Annotated in this window: 19 protein-coding genes, 1 pseudogene and 1 other annotated feature; of the genes and pseudogenes, 14 read left to right on the forward strand and 6 right to left on the reverse strand. The window is 48.0% G+C overall.

Annotated features, from left to right (window positions below; translation table 11 throughout):
• Positions 1–80 precede the first annotated feature (80 nt).
• The 13 genes from GC097_RS13730 (at position 81) to modB (ending at position 15,506) form a co-directional block, all read left to right on the forward strand.
• Positions 81–2,051 (forward strand): ABC transporter substrate-binding protein, encoded by a 1,971-nt coding sequence (locus GC097_RS13730; protein ID WP_171683862.1) that lies wholly within the window; start codon positions 81–83, stop codon positions 2,049–2,051.
• On the forward strand, positions 2,041–3,060 hold the full coding sequence (locus GC097_RS13735; RefSeq protein ID WP_171683863.1) for a FecCD family ABC transporter permease: 1,020 nt from the start codon (positions 2,041–2,043) through the stop codon (positions 3,058–3,060). Before GC097_RS13730 ends, GC097_RS13735 begins: the two co-directional genes overlap by 11 nt.
• Complete coding sequence (locus GC097_RS13740; RefSeq protein WP_246294217.1) at positions 3,053–4,054, forward strand: FecCD family ABC transporter permease; 1,002 nt, start codon at positions 3,053–3,055, stop codon at positions 4,052–4,054. Before GC097_RS13735 ends, GC097_RS13740 begins: the two co-directional genes overlap by 8 nt.
• Before the next feature lie 625 nt (positions 4,055–4,679).
• Positions 4,680–6,362: a helix-turn-helix domain-containing protein gene (locus GC097_RS13745; RefSeq protein ID WP_171683865.1), complete on the forward strand. Its 1,683-nt coding sequence runs from the start codon at positions 4,680–4,682 to the stop codon at positions 6,360–6,362.
• Between the two features lie 157 nt (positions 6,363–6,519).
• Positions 6,520–7,479: a FecCD family ABC transporter permease gene (locus GC097_RS13750; RefSeq protein WP_376768386.1), complete on the forward strand. Its 960-nt coding sequence runs from the start codon at positions 6,520–6,522 to the stop codon at positions 7,477–7,479.
• The gene (locus GC097_RS13755) at positions 7,476–8,495 is read left to right on the forward strand and encodes a FecCD family ABC transporter permease (protein WP_171683867.1); all 1,020 of its coding nucleotides are present in this window, start codon (positions 7,476–7,478) and stop codon (positions 8,493–8,495) included. Before GC097_RS13750 ends, GC097_RS13755 begins: the two co-directional genes overlap by 4 nt.
• Positions 8,496–8,518: 23 nt before the next feature.
• The gene (locus tag GC097_RS13760; protein WP_171683868.1) at positions 8,519–9,460 is read left to right on the forward strand and encodes an iron-hydroxamate ABC transporter substrate-binding protein; all 942 of its coding nucleotides are present in this window, start codon (positions 8,519–8,521) and stop codon (positions 9,458–9,460) included.
• A gap of 211 nt (positions 9,461–9,671) precedes the next feature.
• Entirely contained in the window at positions 9,672–10,679 is a 1,008-nt protein-coding gene (locus tag GC097_RS13765; protein ID WP_171683869.1) for a DUF3231 family protein, read from the forward strand.
• A gap of 190 nt (positions 10,680–10,869) precedes the next feature.
• The gene (locus tag GC097_RS13770; protein WP_171683870.1) at positions 10,870–11,625 is read left to right on the forward strand and encodes a class I SAM-dependent methyltransferase; all 756 of its coding nucleotides are present in this window, start codon (positions 10,870–10,872) and stop codon (positions 11,623–11,625) included.
• A 12-nt stretch (positions 11,626–11,637) separates the two neighbouring features.
• Positions 11,638–11,946: a hypothetical protein gene (locus GC097_RS13775; RefSeq protein ID WP_171683871.1), complete on the forward strand. Its 309-nt coding sequence runs from the start codon at positions 11,638–11,640 to the stop codon at positions 11,944–11,946.
• A 67-nt stretch (positions 11,947–12,013) separates the two neighbouring features.
• Positions 12,014–12,279 (forward strand) — a binding site (T-box leader).
• Positions 12,280–12,442: 163 nt separating this feature from the next.
• A complete protein-coding gene (gene asd, locus GC097_RS13780) occupies positions 12,443–13,528 on the forward strand; it encodes an aspartate-semialdehyde dehydrogenase (RefSeq protein ID WP_171683872.1) in 1,086 nt (361 codons plus the stop codon).
• Between the two features lie 458 nt (positions 13,529–13,986).
• Positions 13,987–14,838, forward strand: coding sequence for a molybdate ABC transporter substrate-binding protein (modA, locus tag GC097_RS13785; protein ID WP_171683873.1), 852 nt, complete (start codon positions 13,987–13,989; stop codon positions 14,836–14,838).
• Between the two features lie 11 nt (positions 14,839–14,849).
• Positions 14,850–15,506 carry a molybdate ABC transporter permease subunit gene (gene modB / locus GC097_RS13790; protein ID WP_171683874.1) on the forward strand — a complete coding sequence of 219 codons (657 nt, stop codon included), beginning with the start codon at positions 14,850–14,852 and terminating at the stop codon, positions 15,504–15,506.
• Positions 15,507–15,577: 71 nt separating this feature from the next.
• On the opposite strand, the gene GC097_RS13795 is transcribed toward modB, so the two are convergent.
• The 5 genes and pseudogenes from GC097_RS13795 to GC097_RS13815 all read right to left on the reverse strand — a co-directional run bounded on the left by GC097_RS13795 (position 15,578) and on the right by GC097_RS13815 (position 23,613).
• Complete coding sequence (locus GC097_RS13795; protein WP_171683875.1) at positions 15,578–16,609, reverse strand: stalk domain-containing protein; 1,032 nt, start codon at positions 16,607–16,609, stop codon at positions 15,578–15,580.
• A 188-nt stretch (positions 16,610–16,797) separates the two neighbouring features.
• Positions 16,798–18,453, reverse strand: coding sequence for a family 14 glycosylhydrolase (locus GC097_RS13800; RefSeq protein WP_171683876.1), 1,656 nt, complete (start codon positions 18,451–18,453; stop codon positions 16,798–16,800).
• 291 nt (positions 18,454–18,744) lie between these two features.
• Positions 18,745–22,692 (reverse strand): S-layer homology domain-containing protein, encoded by a 3,948-nt coding sequence (locus GC097_RS13805; RefSeq protein ID WP_171683877.1) that lies wholly within the window; start codon positions 22,690–22,692, stop codon positions 18,745–18,747.
• A gap of 136 nt (positions 22,693–22,828) precedes the next feature.
• Positions 22,829–22,951, reverse strand: a pseudogene (locus GC097_RS13810) (transposase); the annotation flags it as partial.
• A gap of 218 nt (positions 22,952–23,169) precedes the next feature.
• Positions 23,170–23,613, reverse strand: a complete 444-nt coding sequence (locus tag GC097_RS13815) for a helix-turn-helix transcriptional regulator (protein ID WP_171683878.1) — start codon at positions 23,611–23,613, stop codon at positions 23,170–23,172.
• A gap of 79 nt (positions 23,614–23,692) precedes the next feature.
• Between GC097_RS13815 and GC097_RS13820 the strand changes: the two genes are divergently transcribed.
• Positions 23,693–24,484 carry a glycoside hydrolase family 2 TIM barrel-domain containing protein gene (locus GC097_RS13820; RefSeq protein ID WP_171683879.1) on the forward strand — a complete coding sequence of 264 codons (792 nt, stop codon included), beginning with the start codon at positions 23,693–23,695 and terminating at the stop codon, positions 24,482–24,484.
• Between the two features lie 48 nt (positions 24,485–24,532).
• Here GC097_RS13820 and GC097_RS13825 read toward each other — a convergent pair whose 3' ends face one another.
• Positions 24,533–25,534: a LacI family DNA-binding transcriptional regulator gene (locus tag GC097_RS13825; RefSeq protein WP_171683880.1), complete on the reverse strand. Its 1,002-nt coding sequence runs from the start codon at positions 25,532–25,534 to the stop codon at positions 24,533–24,535.
• Positions 25,535–25,847: the final 313 nt, after the last annotated feature.

Consider the following 25,847-nt stretch of genomic DNA (forward strand, 5'->3'; position numbering starts at 1 on the left):
CACAATTGATAATGAGAATTATTTTCAATTGTGATAATATAGGGCTAATAGATAGTTAGATAGAAAGGAATGACCGATTTATGAGAATTAGCGACCATATTGTACTGTGGAATCATGTTCTCATCAAAGTATTAGACGTTCGGCGCATGCTGCTGGAGCCTGGTGAAGTGATGCGCGGATATCGCGTGCCGACAAGCGCTTTCCTGTATGTCATCAAGGGCAGCGCCGAGCTGTACATTGACGGAAGCGAAAGCCGCATGCCGAGATTCCATGTTCTGCACGTCGGGAAAGGGATTGTTCTCGACATTACGGCGGAGGAGCAGCTGGAATATTTTATGGTGCTGTACAAGGCGACATTGCCGCTTCCGAACCGATATGAGCTGGTTAATCTGATGGAGCGGGAGAATCCCTTCCTGTTGCGCTACAGTTTGTCGCCTAAGTTTCCGATCTCTTGGCTGCAGAAGCTGGAGCATATGCATCAAATATGGCAGGCACCCAGTCCGCTTGATAAATTCAAGGTGAAGACGCTATTCTATCAATTGCTTTACGAACTGGTAGAGCAGCTGCACGAACAAGGGGTCGACGTCATCCGTCCCGATCTCGTCAGCCAAGCTATTTATTACATGGAGGAGCATTATCAGGAAGCGGTGACGCTGGAGGCGTTGGCCGAAACGCTGGAATGTACGTCCAGACAGCTGCTCCGTTTGTTTAAGAATCAGATGGATACAAGCCCGATTGAGTATTTGATCGGGCTGCGGATGAACAAGGCCAAGGCGCTTCTCGTCTATACGGACAAAACGTTGAAAGAGATCTCGGAGAATGTCGGCTACGCAGACAGTTACTATTTCAGTCGGATTTTTAAGAAGCAGGAGGGCGTCTCTCCCAAAAGATTTAAAGAGTCTTACGCCCGGGAATGGTGTCGGAATAATCCATTCCCGTTGTCGAAATATCCCATTGTTGAAGGTGGGCTTAGACGCTATAGTAGTAATGGTTATGAGAATCATTATCACTATAGAGAAGAGGGAGATTCACAGATGTATAAGAAAACAAGAGCCTGGATGACTGCCATGGTCGTCATCTGTTTCACATTACTGCTCAGCGCCTGTTCCACAGGGTCAACGGCTACGCCGACCACGACGAGCGGCGTGACGCCCATCCCGGCCGCTAGCAGCTCACCATCCGCTGCCGTTAATACGGAAGCCGATGCACCGCGGGTCATTAAACACGCGATGGGCGAAACGACGATCAAAGGTACGCCGTCTCGCATTGTTATCCTGACCAATGAGGGGACGGAAGCGCTGCTCGCGGTAGGCGTTAAGCCTGTGGGAGCCGTTATGTCCTGGATTGGCGAGCCCTGGTACGACCATATAAAAAACGATATGCAGAATGTAACCGTAGTCGGGGATGAATTGCAGCCGAATCTTGAGCTGATTGCCAGCTTGAAACCGGATTTGATTATCGGGAATAAAGTTAGGCAGGAGAAAATTTATGATCAGCTGAAGCAAATTGCTCCAACGGTATTCGCAGCTGACTTGGTTGGGGATTGGAAAGTCAACTTCAAGCTGTACTCTGAGGCAGTCAACAAGAAGGATGAAGGCGAGAAAGCGATGGCTGCTTTCGACAAGCGCGTAGCCGAAGTGAAAGCAAAGCTTGGCAGCAAGGCGACTACGAAAGTTTCGTTGGTGCGTTTCTCGGCGGCGCAGGTGCGCATTTACCAGAAACAGACATTCGCCGGCGTACTGCTCAGCCAACTGGGTATCGCACGTCCCGAGTCGCAGGACAAGGATGCTTTCATTGAAGTTTTGAATAAAGAAAATATCGCCAAAATGGATGGAGATGTCCTGTTCTACTTCGTCACGGAAGCAAAAGGGAAGACGGATGCTGCGAATGTGGTGAAGGAATGGACCAATGACCCGTTATTTAAAAACTTGAATGTAACGAAAAACAATAAAGTGATTCAGGTGGATGAAGGTATCTGGAACTCCGCAGGCGGATACAAAGCCGCCAACCTGCTGTTGGATGAATTGATCAAGTATTTCGATGTCAAATAACACGGCTGCCTTACTTCACACACGCAAAAGCAAGATGGTGGCATTGACGGCGGGAGCTGCATGTCTGCTCGTGCTCGCCATAGCGAGCGTACTAATGGGGGAGCAAACATTTGGGCTTGACGATTTGTGGGCGAGTTACAGGCATTTCAACGGCTCGAACGAGCATTTGATACTTAGGACGGCCCGGGTGTCGCGGGTTCTGGTCGCGGTTGCCGTAGGCGCCTGTCTCGCAGTAGCGGGTGCCGTCATGCAGGTGTTGACGCGAAATCCGCTGGCGTCGCCTTCCGTATTCGGCATCAATGCCGGCGCATCGCTATTCATCGTGATTGGGCTGGTCCTTTACGGATCGGCGCTTACGATGAATATGATGATTTGGATCGCTTTTGCCGGCGCGCTGTTCGTTTCGATCTGTGTCTACGCCATGGCGATGCGGGGCAGCTGGTTCGAGCCGGTCAAGTTGACGTTGGCCGGCGCGGCAATGGGGGCTTTTGCCTCGTCGATCACGTCAGGCTTGATTCTGATTAACAAGCAGTCGCTGGATGCGGCCTTGTTCTGGATGATCGGGTCCGTCTCCGGGAGGAAATTGGACCATTTGCTGTCCGTAGCCCCATATATGGCGATAGGCTTAGGCTTATCGCTACTTTTATCAGGCTCCCTCAACATTATGATGTTGGGCGAGGAAAGTGCAAGGAGCCTGGGTCAGCGGGTGACGCTTGTGCGGCTGCTGTCGTCGCTTGCCGTCGTGCTGCTCGCAGGGAGTTCGGTGTCGGCTGCCGGTCCGATCGCGTTTGTCGGGCTGATCGTTCCACACCTGTGCCGGGCGCTGATCGGCCAAGATCACCGGTGGCTGCTGCCTTGCTGCGCATTAAGCGGAGCCGTGTTGCTTGTAGCGGCGGATCTTGCTGCGCGTTTCGTCCTGATGCCTAAGGAGGTGCCCGTTGGGATCGCCACGGCGATGCTGGGCGTTCCCTTTCTGATCCATGCGGCAAGGAGGAAGGCGAATGACTAAATCACGCTCGGCAAGATCGGCTTTGATCCTCCTCAGTTTGCTTTTCGGGATGATTGTGCTTTCCATGATTTGCCTCTCCGTCGGCAGCGTAAGCATCCCGATGAAGGATGTCTTTCGCTCGTTGACCGGACAGAATCCGGGCAGTTCAGAGCTGATTCTGCTGAAATTTCGGCTGCCGCGAATTCTTGCCGCGATCTTGATCGGGGCGGCACTGGCCGTATCGGGCGCGCTGCTGCAGGGGGTGATTCGGAATCCGCTCGCATCGCCGGACATTCTGGGCGTCACCGGAGGCGCGTCGGCAGCGGCTGTTGCTTTCATGACATTGTTCACCGGCTACAGCGTTCATTGGATTCCGGTTGTTGCGATAATAGGAGCGCTTCTCGCGGTTCTGATCAATTATACCCTTGCCTGGAAGCGGGGCGTATCGACCTATAGACTGGTGCTCATCGGGATAGGCCTCTCCACCGCGATGGCGGCGCTTACCCTGTTTCTGCTCATTAGCGGGCCGGCTTACTTGGCAGCTCAAGTGTTAAACTGGATGACGGGCAGCATCTACGGAACAAGCTGGAAGTATGTGCAGATCATTTTTCCGTGGATTGCCGTCTTTATCCCGCTCTCCCTCCTATATGCGAAGGAGCTGACGATTCAGTCATTAGGCGAAGCGACAGCTACTGGGCTTGGTAGCCGCATTCAAGTTACCCGAGTCATGGTGCTGCTCTACAGCGTAGCACTTGCCGGTGCGGCCGTCGGGGTGGCGGGGATGATTTCATTCCTCGGCCTCATGGCCCCCCACATCGCTCGCAGACTCGTAGGCAACTCGTATTCGCTCGTGATTCCCGTGGCGGCTTTAACTGGCGCGATTTTGCTTCTGTTGGCCGATCTGGCCGGGCGCATGCTGTTCATGCCGCTTGATATACCGGCAGGGGTATTTACGGCGGGGATAGGGGCGCCGTTCTTCCTGTACTTATTATTCAAACGCAAGCCGATACATTGAAGAGGGCCCGATGTGTCAGCTGAGACGTCGTTTTTCAGCTTTAACGTAGGCGGCGGAGTGGGCAAAAGGTAGAAGTTAACGCTGTAAAACAAGCTAAAAGTTGGGGAATAGCCCTGATTCACTTGTTTTTCCAGCTGAGACGTCGTTTTTCAGCGTTAAAGTAGGCGGAGAGGGCAAAAGGCTGAAGTTAACGCTGTAAAACAAGCTTAAAGTTGGGAACAGGCCCTGATCACCGTCCTCGCCTACGGCCTGAGAGGCCCTTATTCGATGGAAAAAAACCTCTTCGAACATGTAGCGGACACCAGCGCTGTTACATGCTCACTGGGGGACTGATTTCTCCGCGAAATTGGCAAATAAGGACTCTGGTGTCCGCAAGCAGAGAGACACGATGCTTTTCGCGATATAACGGCCGCTGTGTCCGAAACGTGATGAGAAAGATGACTCCTTCAACCGAATCGGGGTAAGAGAAAGCTCCCCACGCTCCAACGTAGGAGTTTAGACAAGGACCTAGCCACTGGCTGGGTTCTTCTTTTTGTTTCGACTGAGAATTTCTGGATCAGCGAAAAAAAATGTTTTGTGTTATATTATTATGAGAATGGTTATCATTTGCGCGGGAGGGACTCGGATGAATCGTGATTCGGACCACGAACTGTATTTACAAGGGACATTGCTTGAGCTGATCAAGCTTGAAATTATAACGGATTTAGCGGAGTGGAAACGAACGTCGGAGGAAGTTGCTCATCACACGCTGCTCTTCTTTGTTAAGACGGGAGGTCAGCTTCAAATCAATCAGACGGAAGTGCCACTTCATGGCAAAACGCTGTGTTTGCTTCTTCCCGGTATGAGCGTCCAAGCGTTGAACTTGTCGGGCAATGCGAATAGCTTGATCTATCAGCTGGAATTCGATCTGTTTCGAATGGCAGAGAATACGCAATCGCGTAAGGTTTTTGAGCGGGAACTGCAATTTCCCATTCATGGGGCACTTCAAACGGATGGACTGCTTTTTCAACGAAAAATGCAGCTACTTGCCTCCGCATGTGGGGATTCAAGTGTAAGAGAACACTTGCGTCAGCAATATTTGTATGAATTAGTGGCGTTGATTCTAAAAGATCAGCCGCGTTCGATCACGACGCCGAAGGATGCCGATGCCTCGATTCAGCTTACGATTCAGTACATGCAGGATGCTTACCATTCAGATATAAATCTGGACAAGCTGGCGGAGATTGCTGGCATGCATCCAGCCTATTATTCGCAGCGTTTTAAGCAAAAAATGAATAAATCGCCGATCGAATTTCTTACTCAAGTGCGCATGAACAAGGCGAAGGAAATTTTGCTTGTATCCGCGCCGCAGATACGCGATTTGAGCGGTCGGGTAGGTTACCGCGATGAATTTTATTTCAGCCGGCGCTTTAAAGAGAACTGCGGGTATGCACCCACGCAATATGCGAATGAGCCGTTAACCAATATTGTTTCGCTATCTTACCCGTATACGGATCACTTGCTGACTCTGGGGATTGTTCCGAGCGCAGCCCAATTCCACCATGAAAAGTATTTGACGGCTGAAACGACGTCGCTAACTTTGCCGCTGCATGCCGCAGACTCGTGGGAAATAGGCAGAAGAACTTTTCTGGAAGCGAAGCCGGGTCTAATCCTTTGTAAAGAGAATGTGCTGCTGAAAGCGAGAGAGCATATTGGCGACATCGCTCCTATTATTTCGGTACCTTGGGCATCGCAGGATGTCTTTGAGCATTTAGAAGAAATAGCTCAGATCGTAGGCCGCAGGCAGTCAGCCAAAGATTGGATAGAGCTCCATACATACAAGGCAGAGCAGGCTGGGAAACGAGTGAAAAAGACGTTCGGAAGCCCAACGGTTGCTATTTGCCGCATGATGAACACGGAAATGAGATTGTATGGCGCCAGAAATGTCGGGCATGTTTTTTATCGGTCTTTACAATTGTCACCTCCAAGTCGAATTGCCCGGGAAATTAATCAGCACAGTGAAGGTACATATTTCAATTGGCTGAGGGTAACGCCGGAGGATATGAACCAGTATGATTCGGACTATGTCATCTTCTTGAATTCGACTAGGCAATCTTCGGCAAAGCTCCAGCATCAAATTATGACGGATCCGGTTTGGCTGCGTCATCCGGCCATTAGGCAGGGGCGGTATTTCATGCTCCAGTGGGACGAATGGATGGTCTATGCGCCGCAAGCGATTGGACAGCTGCTGGAAAAGGCGGTATCCATGCTAAGCGGAACTTCATTAAAGCAGAATTCCCCTACCAATCTGAAAATAATCCAAGGATAAAATCTATAAATATGTCATGGACGAAAGCAGTAGAGATTTCTATAATGAATTTATTGATAATGATTATCAGTATTAATGAGAGGTATGAATCATCTCCATGAAGCCGGAGCATACAAGCATGAACAGAATTACATATGGATGGATTAGTCTCATAGCGATGCTCGTTTTACTTATCGTCATGTTTACAGCCATTTCGTTTGGAGCCAAAGATTTAACGCTAGCAACCGTATGGGGGGCCGTTTTTCATTATAATGCTGAGTTAACATCGCATCAGATTATTCATGAATTGCGTTTGCCTCGCGTCCTGGGTGCGGCTGTCATCGGAGCAGGCTTTGCAGTGGCTGGTGCTTTAATGCAAGGGATAACGCGAAATCCATTAGCTGATTCCGGTATTCTGGGGATTAATGCTGGCGCAGCTTTTATGGTTGCTCTTAGCTTCGCATTTTTTCCTAACTTGCCCTATTCGAGCCTCATGCTGGTCTCTTTTCTCGGGGCCGTGCTCAGCACTGTTTTCATATACTTGCTTGGTGCATCCACGCCGGGCGGTCTGACCCCTCTGCGCCTTACGATTGCGGGATCCGTTGTTGCGGCATTGCTGCATTCCCTTAGTTCGGGTATCGCGATCTACTATAATCTTAGTCAGGATCTTGCGTTCTGGTACGCCGGGGGTGTTGCCGGTGTGAAATGGAAGCATTTAAACCTGCTGGTGCCGGTTATTCTTCTGGCGATTGCGGGGGCTGTGATGATAAGCCGCTCTGTCTCGCTAATTTCTTTGGGAGAAGAAGTTTCAGCAGGTTTAGGCGTCAAAACAAAGCGAATCCGACTGCTTGGCATTGTTCTGGCAATTATCCTTGCCGGTGTGGGAGTTTCAGCTGTAGGATCCATTGGATTTGTAGGCCTGGTTATCCCTCATATCGCCAGAAAGCTCGTTGGAGTGGACTATCGTTTCATCATTCCGCTGTCTGCTTTGCTTGGAGCCATCTTGCTGGTGCTTGCTGATCTAGGCGCGCGGATGGTTCATCCTCCCAAGGAATTGGCGATCTCTTTGATGATCGCTCTGGTAGGCGTCCCCTTCTTTCTGTATCTGGCCCGGAAAGAGAGGAGGAATCTGTCATGAGTTCGAAGCGTGATAGTCAACGAAAGAACAAGAGTATCTTGGTCGGGATTTGTTTGATCCTCATTAGTTTGGCCGTCATTCTGGTTAGTCTGAATACGGGCTCGATTCGGCTTTCGCCGTTAGAGGTATGGCAAACCTTTCTAGGCTACGGCACTCCGGATAGTCAGCTCGTCTTATTCGAATATCGCTTGCCCCGCATTCTCATTACGATGTTGGCGGGTATCGGTTTAGGGGTATCAGGCGCTATTTTGCAGGGGATAACCCGGAATGGTCTCGCCGACCCCGGGATTCTGGGTCTTCATTCGGGTGCTGCTTTAGGCTTGATTGTGTTCGTTAGCTTTTTTCATTCCATGAAGGGCACACCGGCCTTGCTCATTCCGATGTTCGCCTTTGCCGGAGGCGTCATAACGGCCATTCTGATCATGGCCTTGGCCTATGACCGATATAAGGGGATTGTGCCAATCCGGTTAATTCTTGTCGGAATTGCCATCGCAGCGGGTTTCAGCGCTGTAACCTTATTTCTCTCGCTGCGGTTGGATGAAGCGACGTATAGTTTTACAGCCAGATGGCTGATAGGTAACGTTTGGGGAAGAGATTGGGTGCATGTCGTTGCGCTGCTTCCCTGGATTGGTATTTTCCTGCCGTTTGCATTAAGCAAGTGGAAGATTTTGAATTCATTCTCGTTGGGCGATGAGGTAACCTCAGGTCTGGGCGTTGCCGTGAATCGCGAACGATTGCTGCTGTTGATGACCGCAGTCGCCTTGTCCAGTGCAAGCGTGGCCATGACCGGAGGGATTGGCTTCCTGGGATTGGTTGCTCCGCATCTGGCTCGGCGGTTAGTTGGACCGATGTATCAGCATGCACTGCCGATAGCGGGCTTGATCGGACTCGTCATCCTGGTTGCGTCGGATACGATAGGACGCTCTATTTTTCAGCCTAACGCCATCCCGGCAGGCATCGTAGTAGCCGCTGTCGGGGCACCGTACTTTTTATTTTTACTCGCAAGAACGAAATAACACATTATGAAGGAGTTTTTATCGTGAAGAAGAAAAAAATAGCATTATTCAGCGTGATCAGTTCCTTATTCGTCCTGACGGCATGCGGCCAAACAGCCGCACCGAAAGAAGCCGCATCTACAGCATCGGCTGCCCCTTCGCCTGCTGTGACGAGTTCCGCTAAACCGGTGGAGAAAGAGCCGCGTATTGCGTCAATTTCCATTCATTTAACGAATGACTTGCTAGCGCTTGGCATTACGCCTGTAGGTTCTGTCATGGGTGGCGACCTCAAAGCATTTCTACCGCACGTCGCTGACCGTTTGCAGAACACGAAGAAGCTGGGCGTTGCGAATGAACCCGATATGGAAGCCCTGCTGGCATTGAAGCCTGAAGTGATTTATTTGGATAAATCGCTTTCCGGTAAAGATGTCGCCAAGTTTGAAAAAATTGCGAAAACAGAAGTGTTTGACCTGGACGAAGGAACATGGCGCGACCATTTGAAAAAAATCGGCAAACTTGTGAACCGCGAGCAGCAAGCGGAAACGTACATCAAGGATTACGAGAAGCAAGTAACGAATGTGAAAGGGCTTATCAATGCCAAAATCGGCGACGGCAAAGTCATGGCGATTCGTGTGACAGCTAAGGAACTGCGTGTTATGGGGATGAAGCGTCCTCTGGGACCGATTCTGTTCACAGATTTAGGGTTGAAGCCAGCTAATGGTGTGGAGAAAATCGACAAAGCGTACGAAGCAATTTCGCAAGAAGTTCTTCCTGACTACGATGCCGATGCGATTTTCGTCATTGTGAATAATGAAGATTCGGCGAAGAAACTGTTTGAACAGCTGTCATCGAACCCTATTTGGAAAGGGCTTAAAGCGGTGAAAGCCGGCCATGTTTACCCGATTGCCGACCAGCCTTGGCTCGATTATTCGGCCATTGGCAATAAAATGGCGCTTGATGCGGCAGAAAAGCTTTTCGCTAAATAATTAAATAGTTGAATGAAAAAGGAGCTAAGCGGCTTACGTGCTTAGCTTCTTTGCTTTTTGACGTCGACTGTCGATTTCTTCGGCAGATCCGCTTCCTTTTGTAGATATCCCTTGGATAAATCGCTTGGATAATATTTCCCCACTAGGAAATGATAAATGAAAGTAATCATTAGGATGCGTTGATAAAAGTTTATATAAAGGAGTCTAACAGATGGAACCAACCGATATCCCATTAACATCGTCAGAATTAGGCAACTTGTGGATGACATATCAAGAGAAAACCATGTTATTGAGATTCTTGGACTATATGCTTGAGCACGCGGGTAATGAAGAAATTCAGCAAATCTTAAAGTCGACGTATGCCTCCTCGGAACAAACCGTGGAATCCATTAAACAAATTTTTCAAAATGAGGGGGCCGTTATTCCGCTTGGCTTTACGGCTAATGACGTAAATAAAGGGGTCCCTAAGCTGTTTGATTATTTGTATGAACCGATGTTTCTGCATATGATAAGCAAAATAGAAACTTGCCTATTTGCGTTGTATTCAACCATGTCGTATCGGAAAGATATCAGGCAGTTATTTAAGCAGTTAACGACAACCTCGCAAGAGTTGTTCGATCAGTGCGCACAATTTCTTCTGGATAAGGGCGTTCTTGTACGGCCGCCATTCATGTCCATGCCCAAGGAAGTGACCTTTATTCGGAACGATAATTATTTATCGGGAGTCAATTTGTTTAAGGAAAAAAGATCGTTGAATGCGATTGAGGTTTCACTGCTGCATCATGCCATTGAAACCAATCTTACAGGGATGCAGCTGATGATCGGATTTGCGCAAGTAGCCAACGATAAGAAAGTAAAAGATTATTTTGTGAAAGGCATGAAGCTGTCAAAAGAGATCGAAACGACCTTGGGCGAATTTTTGCGCGAGGATTATATTGAGCCGCCGGCCACACACGCGGGGAAAGCTACCGATTCTACGGTTGCTCCATTCTCAGACAAGTTAATGATGTACATCACCAATTTACTGGGGTCTTTCGGTATTGGCAGCAATGCGCTTGGCGGAGCTTTCAGTCTGCGCAGCGATTTGCCGCTCGCGATGGCTCGTCTTGCTCAAAAGATTCTGCCCTTTGTCTCAGAAGGCGGGGAAATCATGATCAAACACGGTTGGATGGAAGAACCGCCGCAAGTCGAGGATCGAAGACAGCTGACGAAGTCTTAGAGAAGGAAGCCGATATAGTATAGCCACTCCACTAACGGAGATGGCTTTTTTGCATCTGTTTTTCCGGCGGCGCAAATGGGGAACGAAAAAAATGTGCTAGCATTTTGTGCGGTTTTGAAATAAAATGGAATTATAAATAATGAAACTTGATTTCATCTGATGAAACTAATGACAGGGAGAGTGGTTCCTCATGGACAGCAAAGAACGGTTTTCCAATCGGGTCGATACGTATGTAAAGTACCGTCCGTCTTATCCGAAGGAAGCGATCGATTATTTGTACGAAGTTATCGGACTTCATCCGCAAGCTGAAATCGCCGATATCGGTGCAGGAACAGGTGTTTTTTCGAAGCTGCTGCTTGCGCGGGGGAGCCATGTAACGGCTCTCGAACCGAATAAAGAAATGCGGGAAGCCGCTGCGAAGATGCTGGGAGAGGAAAGCCGTTTTTCCATCGGTTCCGGATCCGCTGAGGTGACGGGGTTGCCAGATCACTCTGTCGATGCTATTGTTTGTGCACAGTCGTTTCATTGGTTTGACCGCAGTGCTGCGCAAGCAGAGTTCAGACGCATACTGAAGCCGGGCGGAAAGGTCGTTCTGATTTGGAATGCACGTCTTACTCGCGGCAGCTTGTTTCTGGAGGAGTACGAGCAATTGCTTCGTACATTCTCCACGGACTATAAGGAAGTTAACCATCAAAATATTTCGCCGGATATCCTGCTCTCCTTCTTCAAGCCTGGCACCATGCAAGAAGCACGGTTCACCAACGGGCAAGTATTTGATTATGAGGGCTTGAGCGGCAGGTTGCATTCGTCCTCCTATTGCCCTGTGCCGGGAGATCCGCGCTACGAACCAATGATGGCAGAACTGCGAAACGTGTTTGAACGGAATGAACAGGACGGCAACGTGTTTTTTGACTATGAGACCCAAGTGTTTTGGGGTGAAGTATAGGGAGGATCTGCAATGAGTCAACGGTATCGAATTACAAGAGCTCTACAGGAAGAAGGCCATTCGGCACAAATCATATCTCTGGAGGAATGCAAACAGTACTTTGCCTCCAAAGCCGATTTTACCTATTCATCCGTGTTTACAGTAACGGGCGCTACGACGATGTCGATTGACGGGGATTTTTTCATGTGGAGCTTCGGCGATAGCAAAATCCCATTCCGGCATTACCAAGGCGATATCTACGTATCGGGGAGCAATGAAGCCGTGATTCCCAAGATGATGGAAGTTGCGAGTGAATTACAGGCGGATATCGTAGAAGGATAAAAAGTTTTCGAATTTTCTAAAATTGTGTTTACGTTGCAATCAATATCTGATAGAATAATCGCAACATTCAAATGCGAGGAAGAGAAGAGTAAATAAATGAAATTCTTTCACAGAGAGCTCCGTTAGCTGAAAAGGAGTAAAGAATTGTTTATTGAAAAAAGCCTCAGAGCAGCACATCGGAACCGCTTGTAGCGGAGATGGTGTGCCAGGAGCTCCTGTTATAGAGCTAAAGTATACGCATTGCCTATGCAATGCCGTACTTGAAGAGGCTGATATGGCGACATATTAGCGAATCTGGGGTGGTACCACGAGCATACAAATCTCGTCCCTAAGGCTGATTATAGTCTTGGGGGTGGGATTTTTTTATATTTTTCGCTTTCTTGCCGTACAAGGTTCACCAAATCATACGCTTTGAATATTTTTTAGGGAGATCCCTCATGCAAGGGAATGAATAGATCCCCATTATTATGCCACTTTGAAAGGAATTGAATATTAGATGACAGCAAAGTTAAAAGTCGGTATTGTCGGAGGAACAGGAATGGTGGGGCAGCGCTTTGTTCAGCTGCTGGATCAACATCCTTGGTTTCAAGTAACGGCCATCGCAGCAAGTGCCGGTTCTGCAGGTAAAACCTATGAGGAATCTGTGCAAGGCAGGTGGAAATTAGCCACCCCTATCCCTGAAGAAGTGAAACAGATTGTTGTTCAGGACGCATCCAAAGTGGAGGAAGTTGCCTCCCAGGTTGATTTTATTTTTTGCGCCGTTGATATGAAAAAGAATGAAATTCAAGCGCTGGAAGAAGCATACGCCAAAACGGGTACTCCCGTAATTTCCAATAACTCGGCTCACCGCTGGACGCCAGACATCCCAATGGTCATTCCGGAAGTGAATCCCGGGCATATTGAAGTCATTGCTGCACAGAGAAAACGGCTCGGGACTTCGACCGGATTTATTGCCGTCAAGCCTAACTGTTCCATCCAGAGCTATGTGCCGGCGCTTCATGCCCTGCTGGATTTCAAACCGACTCAAGTCGTTGCATCGACGTATCAAGCGATTTCCGGTGCCGGCAAAAACTTTACCGACTGGCCTGACATGCTGGACAATGTCATTCCTTATATTGGCGGCGAGGAAGAGAAAAGCGAGCAAGAGCCGCTTCGCATTTGGGGCAGCATTGTAAATAATGAAATTATTAAAGCAACTGCGCCACTAATTACAACGCAATGTATCCGTGTTCCTGTTACAGACGGACATTTGGCTACGGTATTTGCATCGTTCGAGAAAAAGCCTTCCAAGGAAGAAATTCTTGCTAGGTGGGCGCAATTCAAAGGCCGCCCGCAGGAGCTTGGTTTGCCAAGCGCACCGAAGCAATTCATCACTTATTTTGAAGAAGATAATAGACCGCAAACGAAGCTTGATCGCGATATTGAGCGCGGCATGGGCGTTTCAGTAGGCAGATTGCGCGAAGATTCCATCTATGATTTCAAATTCGTCGGATTATCGCATAATACATTGCGCGGAGCCGCAGGCGGCGCTGTGTTGATCGCCGAACTGCTGAAAGCTGAAGGATACATTCAGGCAAAGTAGAAGAAGGCGAAGGTTTGGCAGGATAATCAAAGAGCTGTCCCAGAAGTCATCGTAGATGACGGAGGGGCAGCTTTTTGTTTATGGTTTATGTTTAATGGGAACTACAGGGCGCTATATGAGCTAAATGGGCTGTTTGTAGGCTGCAGACAGAACTACAGGGTCTTAATAGCTCTAAGAAACATTCATTTTCTTCATATTGCATCAAATAGGGGATCGTAGTTCTCTCTATTTTCGGAAATGTTGTTTTTTTGGAAAATAGAGGATCATAGTTCCCGCAAAAAAATATAATTGATATGTTTTCGAGAGGGGGGATAAGGTGCAGTTGTTACAGATATAAGAATATCGGCTGTCTATTGTCGTAAAGCCTAATTATACGCAGTGTGAAGTTTACAAGAAAATGGGTCGAATGTATAATGATTATATTTAAATATAACTACATATAATTCGGAGGGAAATCAATGTTTAAAATGATTAAAAGTAGTATGGTCTTATCTATCGCCTTAGGGATGACGCTAGTGTTCGCTGCCTGCGGAACAGCAGAGAAACCGGCAACGAGTCCGAGTGCAAGCACACCAGCACAAAGCACGAGTGCTCCCAGTCAAAAACCCGCTGAAACCGTAGAGTTAACGATCTCTGCCGCAGCGAGCATGACGGATGCGCTAAAGGATATTCAAAAAGCGTATGAAACTAAAAATCCAACGATCAAATTGAATTTCAATTTCGGTGCATCGGGTGCCCTGCAGCAGCAGATCGAACAGGGAGCGCCGGCAGACTTGTTCCTTTCTGCAGCAACCAAAAACATGAAGGCACTTGTTGATAAACAGCTAATCGATACAGCGCAACAGAAAAAATTATTGACGAATGAACTGGTTGCTGTCATTTCAACAGATGCGAAAGCGCCGATCGGAAATGCAGCGGATTTGTCCAAAGCCGAAGTAAAGAACGTTGCAATTGGCATTCCTGAGAGCGTACCCGCAGGCAGCTATGCGAAAGAAGCGTTGACCAACACGAAACTATGGGATTCCTTACAGTCTAAGATGGTTCAAGGGAAAGATGTGCGTCAAGTGCTTCAGTATGTAGAAACAGGAAATGCGGATGTAGGGTTTGTTTACAAAACAGACGCTTTAACTTCCCAAAAAGTAAAAGTTGCCTTTGCCGTCGATCCAAAAACATATACGCCAGTTGAATATCCGATCGGAATTGTAAAGGCAACGAAGCACAGCAAAGAAGCTGAAGGTTTCTACACGTATTTGCAATCCAAAGAAGCTCTTGACGTTTTCGTTAAATACGGATTTTCGATCCTGAATTAATTGTGGCCGGCATGAATTGGCACGAATTTTGGACGCCTATCCGGTTATCGCTTCAAGTTTCATTGTTATCCAGCCTCGTTGTCCTTGTATTCGGCGTGGGAATTGCTTGGTGGATGTCGCGAAGATCGTTCAGAGGCAAGACCATTCTTGAAACAGCAATAATGCTGCCGCTTGTGCTGCCGCCGACCGTGGTAGGTTTTATCCTTTTAGTCATGCTAGGTCGAAGAAGCTGGTTTGGGAAATTTATCGAATGGCTGTTTGCGGCACCTATTATATTCTCTTGGTGGGCTGCCGTAATCGCTTCGATTGTAGTTGCCTTCCCGCTGGTCTATCAAACGATGAAGGTAGGTTTCTCTGCCGTGGACCGGGATATGGAGGGAGCTGCGCGTTCAATCGGGGCGAACGAATGGCAGGTGTTCAGGTACATCACTCTCCCGTTGACGTTCCGATCGCTGGTTTCCGCCTATATTCTAGGATTTGCCCGCGGTCTTGGCGAATTCGGGGCAACATTGATGATTGCCGGAAATATACCGGGTAAAACGCAGACCATTCCGACAGCCATCTACGTTGCCGTTGATTCGGGCAATACAACGATGGCTTGGGCTTGGACTTGCTCGATTATTTTCATTTCCTTCCTTATGCTGTTTCTAACGAGGCAAAAGAATTAGTTGAACCAAAAAAGCCGCAGAATGCTGCGGCTTTTTGTTTTTGAGTCCGGGAGTAGGATGACCACGTCTTTTCAGAAAACCCTTCTGGCTGTCACAAAACGCTTCTTCCATTTGTCATCAAACTCCTCTATATGAACGCCGAGCTCTTTCGAATAGGTATGGAGCATTCGGCCGTCTCCCGCATAAATGCCAACATGACCGATATCGAGCCCGCGAGCGCTGAAGAACAGTAAATCGCCTTTGCGCAGCTCATCGAGCCCGACTTCTTTTCCTTTTAAGGCTTGATCGTAGGAGACCCGCGGGAGATCGACGGACAACACCTGCTTAAAAACATATCGGACGAATGAGGAGCAGTCGAATGTGTTGGTTTGTCCCGAATCTGCACCAAACTCGTACGGAGTTCCTATGAATTTGGCTCCGAAAGCGAGCAATTCATCCGCTTTCTTTGCTGTCACAACCGTACTGGCGTAATTGGTATACATGGCTGCTGCCGAAATGAATCCTATCGTCCCGTCTTTTGTCTGTACCTCTAACCAACTCGCGTTGATTTCACGGATGACATGGATGTTCTCATTCTTCGGGATCATTCGGAGAACATGCGCTTCCGTATTCGGCGCCTCACGGAGATTAACGCCGTATTCAATCGTCGTTTCATAGTCTTTCGCAGAGGAAATGGTAATTGAATGAGAATATTCATGCCATTTCACGAGATTGCCAAGCGCTTCGCTAATTAAGCGAAGCGGAATCATTGTAGTTCCCTCGATTATTTTTCCGGGGATAGGCATTTCAATCATGTCATTATTTGTATGCGCGATCATTTCACCAATCCGGTATGTAAAGGCGATATCATTTTTCAAGGCAGTAACTGTTCGTTTGTTATCGTCCCAGGAAACTTTCGCACCCTCAGCTTCAAAAATGGCACGCAGTGGAACGAGGCTGTAGCCGTTTTCGATAATGGGCGCAGTCTCAAAGGACAATTGATGACCGTCTAGAAATACTGGAATAGATGTGTTCGCATCTGCATGTACGTTTGCTGCCGGGAGCATTCCTAGGATAATCAGCATACACGCAGCTCCTGTTTGAATGCCATTTTTCAACTTCATATCACATACCCCTTACTAGTTTGCTTAGGTAATGTATAGACGCAGTACTAAGTTTTTTTGTTGCTTCCAATTTGTGGGGGAGAGGGACAGTCCCATTCGATCACCTGCCAAGCACAAAAAAGCTAAAGGATCCGTCTATGATCCTCTAGCCTTTTGTGCTTTTATTCTTCACTGCGGTGAGACTTGAATTACCAAGTTATCGTATAATTTGTTCCTGCCGTAGGTGTCGACCACGTGTTGTTGGCTCCGGGCTCCCAGCTTTTGAAATTGCCTGCGCTATCCTTGATGATCGCTTTGAATTCATAATAGCGGGATGCTCCAATATAAGCTGTGCCCCGCCAGTCGGCAGTGGAGCTGCTGTAAGTCAGCTTGATAGGGTAAACACCCGTTGTCCAGTTGCCCATTTCCCAGCGTGTTCCCGTTACATAGACAATATCCCCCGAAACGGTTGGCGCGTTCTTGACGATAAACGTAACCGGAATAGGAGCCATCGCAATAGCATCCCTGTAAGCATCCAGCAAAGCGGTTTTTGAGCCGTCTGCATTGACGAGGCTGGACATCCGAAGCAGAGTAAAGCCTCCGAAATTGTAGTTGAACAGCATTTCCGCGACATTTTGATAGCCGCTGCCGTCGCTGATTGGAAGCGCGTTCTCACCATTGATGCGAATACCCTTCTGGTTCGCGAGGTTTGCTACTTGGATAACTAACGATTTAGGAGCAGAATAATAAGGACTTGAATAAGCTTGATTGTCGGTCATTTCCAAGCAGGTAAAAGTCAGATCGAGATTTGATCTCTTGAACTCGTCCAGCAGCGTGCTGTAGTTGTAATATCCTGCGCCGAATTCAGCGGAATGCGGCATGGAAGGGTTGTTCATTTGCCAGTGAATCCCGGCCACCTTCGCACCGATCGGAACGCCGAAAACGGAATCGAAACGGCTGTGCGCTTTCGCAGCGATCGTGTTCAGATGCTTTTCCAACACGCTCTGATACCAAGTCATAAAGTCTTTACCGTACGTGGACTTTACGCCATTGATGAAAAAATTATCACCGTCGCTTGGAGGAGCTACTTGAGAGAAGGCGGATAGGCTTGTCCCCCAAGCGCTGTTGAGAGCGGAGACGGTGCTGTATTTGGTTTTCATGGCATTCTGGAAGTCTAGCTTCGCCGTATCGGTGTACGCCTGCAGCTTTCCGCGCCCCGGGTAACCCCAGCCGTCGGCCGTATTATAGGATGGGAAGCGAAGCTCACCCGCCGGACCTCCGGAGAGGTAGATTTTGGTGATAATATCCTTGTAGCCACTGAAATTCGTCGCGAAGGAGGCATAAAGCTCATCATATTGCGTTGATGTTCCTGTCCACCATGGAGACAAGGTTTCGTTGTTATAGTAACCGGTTTCACTGCGCATTGTCATCTGGTCTTGAGTACCTTTGCTCCAGAGCCAGGAAGGCAGTTTGATATTGCAGTCATCCCCGACGTTGCCCCCGCATTGATGCGTTGAGATGATCGGAATCCACTTCAAGCCCGCAGCGCGCACCGTATCGGCATAGGTTTTGTAATACGACCAATCAAATACATTGTCGCCGCCCTGCTCCACGTCTCCCCACCAGACATCGGTTGTGAGGGCATAAATGCCATTATTCTTCAGCGTCGTCAGCTGGCTGCGGAATGCGTTCCAATCCGTTATCTTGGTGAGCGGAGCCATCGCATAAGCCTTATAATCACTGCGGATGCTGGCTGCATCGGCTTGAAGTGCCGGGAAAACGAGGGAGACTGCGACAATAACAGCCAGAGAAGCGGCTGCAAACCTATGTATACGATGAACTAGTGATCTCAAGAATTGATACATGATATTACCTCCTTAGGCTGATTATTCCAAATCGTTTCTTCTTGGTTGCATGTGAAGCTCATCTGGAAAACAGACATCCACTCCTCTGTCTATGAAAATTGTAAACGTTTACTATGGTAATTATAAGAAATGTGTACATGCTGTGGCGATGGATAATATTGTTCCGTCAGGTGGATTTTATTGTCTAACATTGGCCGTTTGGTTGCCGCTGCAATAAAAAACGGCTGGCTCTGTGTAATAACCAGAGCAGCCGTTTTTCCGTGTCTGCATAATTGTGTTTGGTGTAGCTTATTACTTCAAACTATCCAATAATCGCTTCATATCGGGATTGAGATTTAGAACGTTCATGATGACGGTAAGAGCTTCAGCACGGGTAGAAGGCATATCCGGATGGAAGTTGCCATCGCCGGAGCCGTTAATAATTCCTGCTTTTACTGCCTCGTTGATTTGCTCCTTGGCAAAAGAGCTGCCGATATCAGCGAAACTAGACGTGCTTTCTTTATGTAAAGTACGCATGTTTACGATGCGGCTTATGAGAGTCACCATTTCAGCACGGGAGATGGTTTCGTCAGGTCTGAAGCTGGAATCCTCATAGCCATTCACGATGCCGAGATTAGCCAGCTTCTCAATGGCTGTTTTAGCCCAGTGCCCGCTCAAATCGTTAAGAGTTAGAGTGCGTACAGGCTGCCCGTCAACTGCGAACACCCGGGAAATGAGTGTTGCAAACTCCGCGCGTGTTACTTTGCCGTTTGGCTCGAACTTACCGTCTTTGTATCCTTGAACGACACCGATCGCCGCGAATTTGTGAATGTGGCCCGCTGCCCAGTGAGTAGCCGGCAAGTCCGTGAATTGATCCTGGTTGATTTGCTTTTTCGCTTCTTCGATTTTGGACGCCATGTTCTTGATCAGCAAATCCGTTTTGATAAACTCGCCATTAAATATATGTGGCAGCACGGGTTTTGCCGGTTCAACCTCTTTCGGAGTTTCAATTGGCTTAGTTTCCTCTTTAGTTATCGTCTTCCCGGCATTATTTATCGGCGCATCCGTGCTTGAAGATTCACCGGATTCATATCTAACCGTTAGCGTATATTGATCCGTCAATCCGCCATAAGTTGCTTTAATAACTGTCGTACCCACCTGAAGTGCGCTTACTAAGCCTTTAGCGTCAATTTTGGCAATAGATGGAGCTGTGCTGTTATAAACGACCCCATATACGATCTGGGTAACGCTATGATCGCTGTATGTTGCTTTGACGACAGTCTGGTTCTGCTGACCGCTATACAGGTATGTTGTTCCTTTCAACTGAATGGAAGACAATGTCGTCACTAAAGGAGTAGTCTGCACAGTAACGAGGCTTTGGGAAGTGAAGTTCCCTTCGGCTGTGGTCGCTGTGATTGTTGCCGTTCCTGTTTTGATGCCTCTAATAACGACTTTATCGCTAACTTGTTCGATTGAAGCGACGCTAGAATCGCTCGTGGTCCATGTCACGTTTGTATTGCTGGCTGTGGCAGGGAGGACCTTTGCGCGAAGTTCGGCTGTTTGTCCTTCCAGAATCGTCGGATTTGCACTCGTTACTTCAACGCCTGATACAGGGATGATATCACTTTCTTCTTTTGCAACGCTTGTAAAGTTAGGCATCGTTTCTTTTGCCGATGAATCGGCAACCATCGCTGATTTTAGTGCGGCAGACGGATCGCTTCCCTGGGATTCCACACTGATTTTCACAATAGGCTCCGCAGGAACAATGCCGGTGTCGGAGGAGAGAATGAGTCTTGTCACCCCATTTGCCGTTTCCTCGCGAAGCACCTTAACGCCGGCTTGCGCAGGGTTAACGGATTTGACCGTCAAATTTGTCGTCTCAATTTCGATATCCATCGCTTTCGCATCCGACTTCAGTTGATCGATGGATAACTCATAGCTTTTTAGCTGCTCCGTCGTTGAGGAGATGACTTTGGTTAATTTCAAGTTTGATGCTTCGGCGTTATGCTGATCTTTCTGCGGGATGAACATCCCGTCAATCACCTTAGAATCCCCGATCGTTGGGTTGACACCAAGGGCGCTGAGGACGGTGGCTGCCAAATCTTTGGTTGTACCTCCTTGCAGCACTTTCTCTTTCCCGACATCCGTAGCCACGGTTCTTCCTTTAGCGGCAATAAATGTGGTTATTGCCAGCGGTGAATCTTGTCCGTGCAAAGTGGAGCTTCCTAACGTATGGTTGGCATTCTCGGTGCCGCCGCCGTGGTCGGGCAGCATCACAATCAGTGTATCGTCGAGCAGTTGATTATCTTTTAAAGCATTATAGATCGTCTCAACGTTCTTATCGGTCTTGTTCAATTGTTGATAATATTTCTTCGTATAGAAGCCATAGTTATGTCCAGCATGATCCATATCATCGAGTTGAAAGAAAATCACGGACGCATCGTAAGCTTTCCCGCTTGCTGCATACTGAGCGAAGGCTGCCGCATTGCTCTCATCCCCTAAGGAGTAGCCCTCCACACCAAGGGATGGTTCGATATGGCCGCCCAGTATGTTTTTCCAGGTTGCAAAGGCGGCTAACTTTGTCGCAGGCATTGCTGCTCTCAATTTTTTAAAGAACGACGGATACGGCGAAGTTTCGCTATACGTATAAGCTGCACTGTCGGGGTTATCAAGCAAATGTTTGCTGTAATCAACACCGGTTATCATTGCTCCCCAGTTCGGGGAAGAGCTGGATGGTAGCGTCGTTTTGGCTGTATATGTGATAGCGCCGTGCTCAATAATGTTTCTAATCGCCGGGATAACCAGACGGCTACCGACCGTTTCCTTGACGGAGCTGGCCGTCTCCCAATAAGGAGCATTCGGTGAAACTGAAACGCCTCCACCGTCAATACCTATGACGACGACGCGCTTATAGGGAGTGAATTTGACTTGTTTGGCTATTCCTTGCAAGATATCATTTGCATCGCCTAGAGCCAAAACGACATCACCGATCGTCACATGACCGTCTTTATTGAGATCTTCTGATGCTTTGGGATGGATTTGGATTGTAGCTGTTTGTTTATTCAAGGATTCAATGTCCATTTTCGTTGATCCGTTATAAAAATCCGCACTCTTCACTTGAATGGATCCTTGTCCGGAAGATGACTTCGCGTTAAATATCAGCTCGGAAATTCTTGAAGTGGCGTATTCGAGCGGATTGGTATTGTTGTAAACAGAACCTCCGGGTAAACTCAACTTCACAATGCCGGGTACCGAAGTATCGACAGATGTCGCTCGCGATGCGCTGACAAACTCAAATAAATTGCTGTCATAGGCGAGTTCAACCTCTGCTTTATTAATGACTGTACTCATCGTCGGCGTGCGAAGATCCAGATTGTAACGGAACTGCGAGCCTTGAACGGTATGCTGGGCACCAATCAAGTTCACAGAGCCATTGAACCTTTCAACGGCTAATGGAGGAGCCGTGTTATAGCTGTCTAAAACTTCTTGCGCTGTTACAGCTCTATTCAATATCTGAAGATCATCAAGCTGAACTTGCAAAGCAGCACTATAATTGCCCGTGCCATCATTGCCTATAATCGTCGGCAATCCGGAATCTATGGTGCCTGTTTGTCCGACAATGCTCATTGTGCTTGCAATGTTATTATAATGGCTTCCTTTCGAGTTAGTTACCGCTGCAGGGATGCCGTCTTTATAGAAATCAACGCGTCCTGTCGAGCGATCGTGCGTGACCACGATGTGATGCCAGGCTCCATCCGCTACGTTTGGAATTTTAGCATCAACTCTTGAACCTCCAGCCGTATTATAGTTCCAGATCAGACCCTTGTCTGAATGTAAAGCGAGTGCGTAGCCTACATTACCTCCGCTGGACCAGTTCTTATTCGATAAAATAGCAGGGTCAGACGTAACCCCAGTAGATTTCACCCATAATGACAGGGTAAAGTTCGTACTCGTGCCAAATTGCAGGTTGTCCGGCTTTCCCATATTGACATATTGTTTGGCTGAGCCTGTAGAATTAATACTTAAGGCGCTCCCTATCCGGCCGGTAACAAAAGTCGGGTTCCCGACGGGAGTTGCAGTCAACGAACTTGTGGAGCTATCCGTAAATCCGTTATCGAAAAGCAGATGCAAAGCATAATCAGAGGATGCGATTGCCGCTGATGCAGTTAGGGCTTGACTAAAAATAAGAAAGCTTGGCGTTGCGATAACAGTAGCAGCTGCTAGCGAAGAAACGAGCACTTTTTTCAATGGAAAAACCAACAGGATGACCTCCTAAAAATAGAGAATAATGATTTTTTCAACACGGAATACGAAAATATTTAAATATTCTGACTTTTCTCGAGGGTGTGAATACAGGTCTTTGAGGACCATCTCGCCAGCCGTTAGCACTCTCCTAACCGGCAACGTAGAAGCCGAGGATTTGTCGATGGCCATCTTCATCAATACCCATGGCAAAATAGATGACTTCGCCACTGACCGTACTGCGCTTCAGCTTGACGTACAACATGCCAAGATAAATCCGAGTAGGTTACAAATCGCCGTACACAAACCATCTTACATTGCAAAACAACTAAAAACAATTAAATCTTTTATTTTAAATCTTTTTTTGTTGTTTTTAATTATTTTTCTGTTGTTTTCTATTGCTTTTTTGTTATTTTTGATAAAAAGAGTGAATATCATCCCAATGTAAAATAGGTTTTAAGATATTGTTAAGGGGTAAAAACGGAGAACCGGACATTAGCGGATCACATGCAATTTTCGAAAATCATTCGGCGTAAGACCTTCGTTTTTTTTGAATACTTTAATAAAATAACTCGGGCTTTCAAAGCCAACTTTCCGTGCAATCGTTTGGATTTCCCAGGTAGGAAATTGTTGGAGATATTCCTTTGCTTTCTGAATCCGAAAACGGTTAATGTACTCGAACGGTCGCGTACTAAACGTTTGCTGAAAGAGGACGCAGATATAATGGGGGGTCACGGAAAGGCAATTCGCCAAATCCTGCAGCGTAATCGGTTGATCGAAATGGTTCCCGATATAGTCGATCACCGGTTTCAAGTGCTCGTAGTGCTCTTGAACGGAACGTGTTTCCGATGTTGAGGTATGCTGGAACAAATCGATCAGCAAGCCGTAAAGAAGCTGCGACCCTTCGTAGCTGACTCCATTTTTGCGGATGCTGAACATATGATATACCGGCTATCATTATGACATTTCGGATGTTCTTCGTTACGGCGATGAAGGCAACAATGTCATTGTCGTTAAGGTGGATGCATCGCGGTGCGAGGGCTGGTGGTACGAAGGCGGCGGCATTTACCGTCATACGTGGCTGCAAAAAACGGACCGGCTCCACGTCGGTCATTGGGGTACATACGTGACAACGCCTATCGTGACAGAACAAGCCGCGAGCGTCGTCATCCGTACGGTTTTGCACAATGAATATGAAGAGGACCGGGAATGCGAGCTGATATCGACCATCGTAAACGCCGAAGGAGAAAGAATCGCTTCGGATGCCATTTCTATTCGCGCCTCCTGGTTGGCTAAGAAGGAAACGGAACAGTCCATTACCGTACCGGACCCACAGCTTTGGTCGCCGGAGCATCCCCGCTTGTATCGGTTGATCACGGAAGTGGCTATGGAAGGCAGCATTGTGGACGTTTATGAAACAGTCTTCGGCATTCGGACGATTGCATTTACGGAAAACGGGTTCCTTTTAAACGGCGTGCCGACAGTCATTAAAGGTACGTGCAATCATCAAGACTTCGCCGGTGTCGGGGTCGCACTGCCGGACCGGCTGATCGAATACAAGCTTCAGCTGCTGAAAGAAATGGGAAGCAACGCGTATCGGAGCGCTCACCATCCGCCAACCCCGGGCAGCCTATTAGGTGTCGGCAATGGCAATCCGAGCAGCCATGAGCCGGATAAGGCGAATCGGCGCAGAGCTTTTAACGGATACTGTTTATTGCTCGTTCAAACCACTTCTGTATCCGGAGAGATCGTAATAACGGGAACGGCGGCAGGGCTGCAAGCCGCAAAGTTTTCGCTGAAGTCACAATAACATAATCCCCGAGGACCACTTCAACAGTGGAACTCGGGGCTTATTTGGCTAGTCACAATGCAACATCACAGACTCACCCTGCACGACGTGATGATCGATCAGCGTCTCGGCGGGCACCTCGTCATTATGAATACGGCGAATTAACAAATCGGCGAGCTTTGTGCCGATCTCGTTGACATTATAGTCCACGGTTGTCAGCGCCGGATTAATATAGGTGAGAAAGTCGATATTATCGAATCCCATGAGGCCGACTTGTTCAGGCACTCGGATTTTACGGGCTTTTAGCCATTTAAGAACTTCCAAGGCATATACATCGCTGGAGCACAGGATGGCGCATTTGCTGTCGTTATGATCCAGTAACGATTCTAATTCGGTTAAATATTGCTTCTGTGCGATGACGTCAAACCGCATGTCCGGTATGTCTGCGCACGCGCTAACAAAACCTTGGTACCTTTGTTCGGGCACATAAATGTTTTCTTTCCCTTTCCGCATCAACGGCGGACTTAAGTAGATGATACGGCGGTAGCCTTGGCTCGCAAGAAAGGCAACAGAATCGCAAATCGCCTGCTTATCGTTAATCCAAATGTATGGAAACGGGCCGGATAGCCGGTTGCCGAACGTGACAATCGGCGTACGAGAGCGAAGGAGGAAAGACTCGAACTTTTTGTTGTCATTGGCAGGAAGCAGTGCAATCCCGTCGACTCTACGATCCAACAAGTTGTTGATATATTCTAGTTCCAGCTCCTTGTCCCGGTTGGAAAGCACAAGATAAACGATATACCCCCGTTTCCGTGCTTCCGCCTCAAAGGCATGGAACAGTTGGGAAAATATTTGGTTATGGATGTCGAACAAAACAATGCCAAGTGTTTTCGTATGTCCTTTTACCAGGCTTTGCGCTAGAAAATGCGGACGGTAACCCAGCTCTTCGGCCACACGCATGATCTTCTCGCGGGTTTCGGGGTGAATGCCGGGGCGGTTGTTTAACGCGCGATCCACGGTTCCCCGGGTAACGCCGCATAGTTCGGCAATTTGTTTACTGGTTATGTTCATGTGGATGGACCTCCGTGAAAGGCTCTGCTGGTCTTATCGTAGCTTAACAGAGCGTGCAGGTCAATACCCGTGCTCGTGAACGTAAAGGGAAGGAGCGGATATAGGCACTTGGAACGATTTTTAAATTAAAGCGTTTACAAAGCAAAACTTATTTGTTAAGATGATTTCGTTCACGTGCACGAAGTGTGTGTGAGCGGAGCTCCAATGCTGGAACAGCCGGAGTGGGGGACGCCCTTAACGGCACGATGATTCTGTTGTAAATTTTTTTCGCCTTCTCCGTGCACGTGCACGGGATGTGTGACCGAACATGAAT

Source organism: Paenibacillus planticolens (genome assembly GCF_013141725.1).
GTDB classification, from domain to species: Bacteria; Bacillota; Bacilli; order Paenibacillales; family NBRC-103111; genus Paenibacillus_E; species Paenibacillus_E planticolens.